Below are 6381 nucleotides of genomic sequence, written 5' to 3'. Positions count from 1 at the left end.
GAGCCAGGACGCCCCGGTGGGCGGCACCTGGTCGTACCAGAAGGTGGCGGCGACCAGCGCGCCGACGACCGGCGCGTGGACCCAGATCACCGGCGTCTACGACGCCTCGAAACAGGAGATCAGCCTCTACGTCGACGGGCAGCTGCAAGGCGCCACGCCGTACACGACGGCGTGGGGCGCCACCGGACCGATGCAGATCGGCTGCACCCAGTGGTCCGACACCTACACCGACTGGTTCGCCGGTTCGGTCACCGACGCGCAGGCCTACCAGCGGGCCCTGTCCGCCTCCGAGATCTCCTCGCTGTACGGCAAGGGCCGCGACGGCGGCACGGTCGGCTCCTCCGACGCGCAGACCACGAAGTACACCTACGACAAGCGGGGCCTGCCGACGTCCATGACGGACGCCGAGCAGCACACCACCGACTACTCCTACGACGAGGCGGGCAACCTCGCGGTCACCACCGCGCCCGCCGTCCAGGCGGAGCCGGACGGCACCACGGCCTCGACCGTGCGTCCGGTCACCACCAGCGGTTTCAACACCTTCGGTGAGGGAGTCGAGGAGCAGGACCCCAACGGCCTGGTGACGACGACGGCGTACGACGCGGAGGGCAACAAGGTCTCCGAGACCCTGCCGCCGTACACCCCGGCGGGCGCCTCGTCGCCGAACGCGGGCACGACCGTCTACACCTACGACAGCGAGGGCAACCAGACCTCCGTCACCACGCCCGGCGGCAGGACCACGTCGTACCTGTACGACCAGCTCGGCAACTTGGTCCAGACGACCGACCCGGACGGCACGAAGACGCACGCCACGTACGACGCCGACGGCGAGCGACTGTCGGCGACGGACCCGACGGGTGCGCAGTCACAGGCCACGTACGACTTCATGGGCCGGCAGGTGACGCAGACGGCGCTGGAGCGCTACCCGTCGACGCGGACGCTGACGTCCACGACGTCGTATGCGGTCACGACGGGCAACCCGTACGGCGCGCATGCCTCCTCCACCACCTCTCCGGGCGGTGTGAAGACGACGTACGCCTACAACCGGGCCGGTGACGTCACTTCGGTCACCGACGGTGCGGGCAACACGACCCGTTACGCCTACGACTTCGAGGGCAACCAGTCGAAGACGACCCTGGCGGACGGCACCTACACCACGACCGACTACAACGCCGACGGCGACCCGACGGCCACGCGGTCCTACGACGCGAGCGGCACCAAGCTCTGGGAGACCTCGCAGCAGTACGACGGCGTCGGCAACATGATCGCCACCACGGACGCCAACGGCCACACCAGCCGCTTCACCTACGACGCGGCGGGCACCATCACGCAGGAGATCCAGCCGGTCGACGCCTCCACGTCGATCACCACGACCTTCGGCTACGACGCGGCCGGCAACCGGACCCGCTTCACCGACGGCCGCGGCAACTCCTGGCGCTACACGTACACGCCGTGGGGCCAGCAGGAGAAGGTGATCGAGCCGACCACCGCGAGGTACACCTCGGCGGCGGACTCGACGACGACGTTCGCCTACGACGCCGACGGTCAGATGACGAACGTGACGCTGCCCGGCGGGGTCACGACGGCGATGACCTACGACGTCAACGGCCAGCTGAAGACCATGTCCGGTGCGGGTGCGGACGCGGCGACGGCCAAGCGGAGCTTCACCTACGACACGGCCGGCCGGGTGCTGTCGGCGGACACCGACGAGGCGGGCATCGCCGGGGCGGTGGACCACCAGGACGCCACCCACGAGCAGTTCACCTACGACGACCGCAGTGACCTGCTGACGGCGTCGGGTTCGGCGGGATCCTCCAGTTTCGCCTACAACGACGACGCCCTGTTGACGTCCCGCACGGACGCGGCGGGCACGACGACGTACGGCTACGACACGGCCGGCCGCCTGTCGTCCCTGAACGACGCGGCCACCGGCAACCAGCTGACGTACACCTACGACCAGCTGAACCAGCTGAAGACGGTCAAGTACGGCTCGACCGGCCAGACCCGCACCTTCGGCTACAACAGCGCGCACGAGCTGACCAGCGACGTGCTGGTGCAGGGCGCGTCGACGCTGGCGAGCTTCAGCTACGACTACGACAAGAACGGCAACCTGTCGTCGAAGACGACGACGGGTGTCTCGGGCGCGTCGGCCAACACGTACACGTACGACTGGGCGAACCGGCTCACATCGTGGAACGACGGCACGAAGACGACGTCGTACGCCTACGACGCCTCGGGCAACCGCATCCGCAACGGCTCGGACGTCTACACCTACGACGCACGGGACGAGCTGACGTCGGACGGCGTGCACTCCTACGACTACTCGGCGCGCGGCACGATGACGCAGGAGTCGTCGGCGTCGGACACGGTGGCGTACAGGACGGACGCCTTCGGCGGCCAGATCGCCGCCGGTCAGCAGTCGTACACGCTGGACGCGATGGGCCGGAACACCTCCGACCGGGACACGCAGGCCGACTCCACCCGCACCTTCGCCTACTCGGGTGCGGACAACACGATCGCCTCGGACGGCGACAGCACCTACACCTACGACCCGGCGGGCGGTGTCGTCGGCATCAAGCCGGCCGGTGGCGGCAACGGGGCGCTGGCCCTGACCGACCAGCACAACGACGTGGTGGGCACCTTCACCTCGGGCGCGACGTCGCTGGCGGGTTCGGTGTCCTACGACCCGCTGGGCAAGGTGGTCTCGCCGACGAACACGATCGCCGGCCACCTGGGCTTCCAGTCCGGCTGGACGGAGCCCGGCACGGGCAACGTGGGCACGGCCTCACGCTGGTACGACCCGGGCACGGGGCAGTTCCTGAACAAGGACAGCGTCTCGCTGGACGCGGTGCCGAACTCGGTGGCGGCGAACCCGTTCGCCTACGTCGACGACAACCCGCTGGCGGGCACCGACGAGTCGGGCAACTGCTCCTGGTACGACGTGGTGTGCGGCGCGAAGAAGGTCGCCCACCATGTGAAGAAGGCCGTCAAGCACGTCGTCCACAAGGTCTACCACGCGGTCAAGCACGCCGCGAAGAAGGTCGTCCACGCGGTCAAGCACGCGGCGCACAAGATCGCGCACAGGGTGCGGGACTACTACCACGCCACCGTGCGGGTGGTCCGGCGCGTGTACCACTACGCGGCCAGACACGTCAGACGCGCGTATCACCGGGTGGTCCATGCGGTCCACTCCGCGTACCACAAGGTCTCGCACGCGGTGCACCGCGTGGTGCACGCGGTGCAGAAGGCGGCGCACAAGGTCGCGCACGCGGTGAAGAAGGCCGCGCACGCGGTCGCCCACGCGGCGCGCACGGCGTACCACGCCACGGTCAAAGCGGCGAAGTCGGCGGCCAAGTACGTCAAGCACCACGCGGCGGCGATCACCTCCTTCGTGGTCTCCACGGCGGTGTTCGCGGGCTGTGAGGCGGTCACGGCCGGCGTCGGCTCCATCGGCTGCGCGGCGGCCGCGGGCGCGGCCGGCTCGCTGGTGGAGCAGGGCTTCAAGTGCGCCGAGAACGGCGGCGGCGACTGCAGCGTGGGCGCCTTCGCGGGCTCGGCTGTGGAGGGCGCGGTCGCGGGCGCCGTGGGCGGCGCCCTGGGCAGCCTGGGCGGCAAGCTGCTGTCGAAGGTCGCGCCGAAGGCGATGAAGGTCGTGGGCGGCCTGTTCGGCAAGGGCGCGACCGACGTCGAGGAGGCCGGCGCCAGGGACGCGACGGACGAAGCGGCTTCGGCGGCGGAGTCGGAGGGGGCGGGGACTCGGAGCCAGTCGCAGTCCGAGGTCGAGTGTCACAGCTTCACCGCCGGCACCCGGGTGCTCATGGCCGATGGCACGGCCAAGGCCATCGAACTGGTGCGGGTCGGTGACGAGATCGCCAACTCGGTGCCGGGCGTCGCCGGCACCGAGGCGCACAAGGTCACCGCGGTGATCGTGACGCACACGGACCACGACTTCGTGGACGTGGCGATCAGGAAGACGGGCGAGTCCGAGGCCGAGCGGTCTGCCAAGGCCGGTGCGAAGGCGGCGGTCAGGTCCGTGGCCAAGAAGGCGGCCCGTAAGGCGGCCTTCGGCCTGGCGGCGTCGGCGGCGGTGCTGGGCGCACTGACGGGCGGCCACGGTCACGGCGACGCCCACCAGCCGGCGACGGCGCCGGTGGCGGCGGTCAGCACGGTGTCGTCCGCGCAGGCCGCGAAGGCCGGCGCGCAGGACGCCCACCTGACGACGACCTTCCACCACCCCTTCTACGACGAGACCCAGTCGGCCTTCGTCGAGGCGAAGGACCTGAAGCCGGGCGACGTCCTCCAGACGCCATCGGGCACGGCCGAGGTCACCGGTGTCCGCCTGTACCACGCGCACACCACGACCTACGACCTGACCATCGGCAGCCTCCACACGTACTATGTGCAGGCGGGCGAAACACCCGTCCTCGTCCACAACTGCGATCCGGAGGAGATCGCAGCAAGCGCCAAGAAGCTTGCGGACGACATCCACAGCAAGATTCCGAGCCCATTCGCGCGCAAGGTTTTCAGGACGACAGCAGTGACATCCGCCCGCAGAGCTGACGGTTCGCTGGTCCACGTGGTCACGGGCTCAGGACGAGGGTTGGAGAAGGCGCAGCTCGACTACATCAAGTCCCTGGGACGCGAGGACATCGTGGCTGCGACCAACATGGAAGGCGCCCATGCGGAGGAAACAGCCGTCCACTACATGGCTCAGAACAACCTGACACCAGTGGCGGGTGGCGTGTCACGCAACGCCTGTGCCCCTGATGGCTGCGAAGACTTCCTGGGCGAGGTAGGTGCGGAAATGGTGGGACCCGTTACCTCCGGAACGAAAGCGAAGATACCGGGGCAGTCCCAGTACGTCTGGAGAGACCATGAGGCATGGACGAACTTCTTGGCGACGATGGGTTACCGGTGAGCGGAGGAGTGAGCCACGTGGACTGGCATGACGACGAAGCTCTGTCGGCCCAGATTCGTGCCATGGGCCGGCGGCAGCGCCATCAGGTCGCATATCTCGCCTTGCGAAGGCTGCAGGCGCCCTTGCTCGGCATGGAGATGCCCGATGACTGGGGAATCGACCCTGCTGCACTCGATTCCCTGATCCGCAGGAGCGAGGAGCGACTGGACGGTGAGGCCGATGAGGTGTTCCAGCAGGCCATTGGCCGACTCACCAGCGCTCCGTTGTTCGAGTCGGAGGTCGAGCCAGGACTCGCCGAGAGTTTCCAACTGGAAGCCATCAACGGATGGCTCATGCTGAGTGAGGCTCTCGGCGAGATGAACGAGACCCAGACTGAGACATTGGTCTATCTGGCTCGGGAACTGGCTGACTATCTCGACGGGATCATGGAGAACTCCTCCGTCGAGGTCGCTGGAGAGGACCAGCGGGATGCCTACCTGGCCGGCATCGATGACCGGCTGCGCTCCTATGGCCTGAGGTATTTCGGTACCAGGAATCTCGACATCGAAGGCGCATGCCACAAGGCCGTCCTGGCCGCATCGGACCATGACGACCTGCTCTCCTCCCCGGTGGGGCGAGAGCTGGTGGGCGCCTGCGACGAGTACAGCGGTCAGATGTTGTCGGCCCTGCGGTCGTTCCCCACGGATTGATCATTGATCCGCGGGCGCCCGGCCGTGCCGTTGTGTCAGAACTCCGACGTTCACCCGTGATGTGGGGATGAGTACAGTCAAGCAGTGCAGGGCGTCATCTGCATGGAACGCAACCTGGGCTGGGCCCCCGCGCCCACTGTGGGGATCTACGTGATCCGGCCGGAGAACGCGGACGATGAAGAAACGGGATGCATGCTCTATCTGGCGGCGCTGAACCCATTCATGTTGAGCCGGTCGAGGACTGACCATTGACATGCCAGACCGCGAGTGTGCCGCATCGCCCAGGGATCGGAATGTAATGCCATGAACACCCTTGCGAAGACGTTGATCCAAGCGGCGCGGTCGGGCCTGGGAAGCGACCTGGAGAGCCTCAACGAGACGCTTTCCGAGCTGGGCTGGGCAGCTGCAGGATCGACAGCGCCTCCGTATTGTCGTCACTTCGAAGCGGATGGCGTTCGGCTCAATGTCTATCCCGACGAGGGTCGTTGGTTCGTCGACATTCTCTTCAAGGAGGTTTATCCCGAGGACGTCGACGAACTCGGCGAGGAAGCCGTCACTGCGGCCGTGGAGGCCGAGGAAGGGTTCTTCCGGCAGACCACGGACGACCTGATGAGTCAGGTGACGGCAGAGGGCGTCACCGTGGAAAGCACGGAGGGCCTGGGGATCGACAGGGACGAGTTCGTTCTCCTTGCCGAACGAAAGCTCGACGGCCTGCCCTTCGTCCTCGGTATCGCCAACATCGACATCGACATGCCAGTGAGTGTGATGGCGCGT

The 6381-nt window shown here is 67.6% G+C and carries 4 protein-coding genes; all 4 read left to right on the top strand.

The features are described from left to right. The first annotated feature begins 16 nt into the window (after positions 1 to 16). Positions 17 to 4918: a LamG-like jellyroll fold domain-containing protein gene (locus ABZ484_RS38075; RefSeq protein WP_358870531.1), complete on the top strand. Its 4902-nt coding sequence runs from the start codon at positions 17 to 19 to the stop codon at positions 4916 to 4918. A 17-nt stretch (positions 4919 to 4935) separates the two neighbouring features. Then, positions 4936 to 5607, top strand: a complete 672-nt coding sequence (locus ABZ484_RS38070; protein WP_358870530.1) for a hypothetical protein — start codon at positions 4936 to 4938, stop codon at positions 5605 to 5607. An 84-nt stretch (positions 5608 to 5691) separates the two neighbouring features. After that, a complete protein-coding gene (locus ABZ484_RS38065; RefSeq protein ID WP_358870529.1) occupies positions 5692 to 5859 on the top strand; it encodes a hypothetical protein in 168 nt (55 codons plus the stop codon). Positions 5860 to 5910: 51 nt separating this feature from the next. After that, the coding region (locus ABZ484_RS38060; protein ID WP_358870528.1) for a hypothetical protein at positions 5911 to 6381 on the top strand (471 nt) is incomplete at its 3' end.

The sequence above is a fragment of the Streptomyces sp. NPDC006393 genome (assembly GCF_040628575.1).
Taxonomy (GTDB): Bacteria; Actinomycetota; Actinomycetes; order Streptomycetales; family Streptomycetaceae; genus Streptomyces.
Note: the sequence above shows the minus strand (reverse complement) of the source record. Positions and strands in the feature narration are given on the sequence as shown.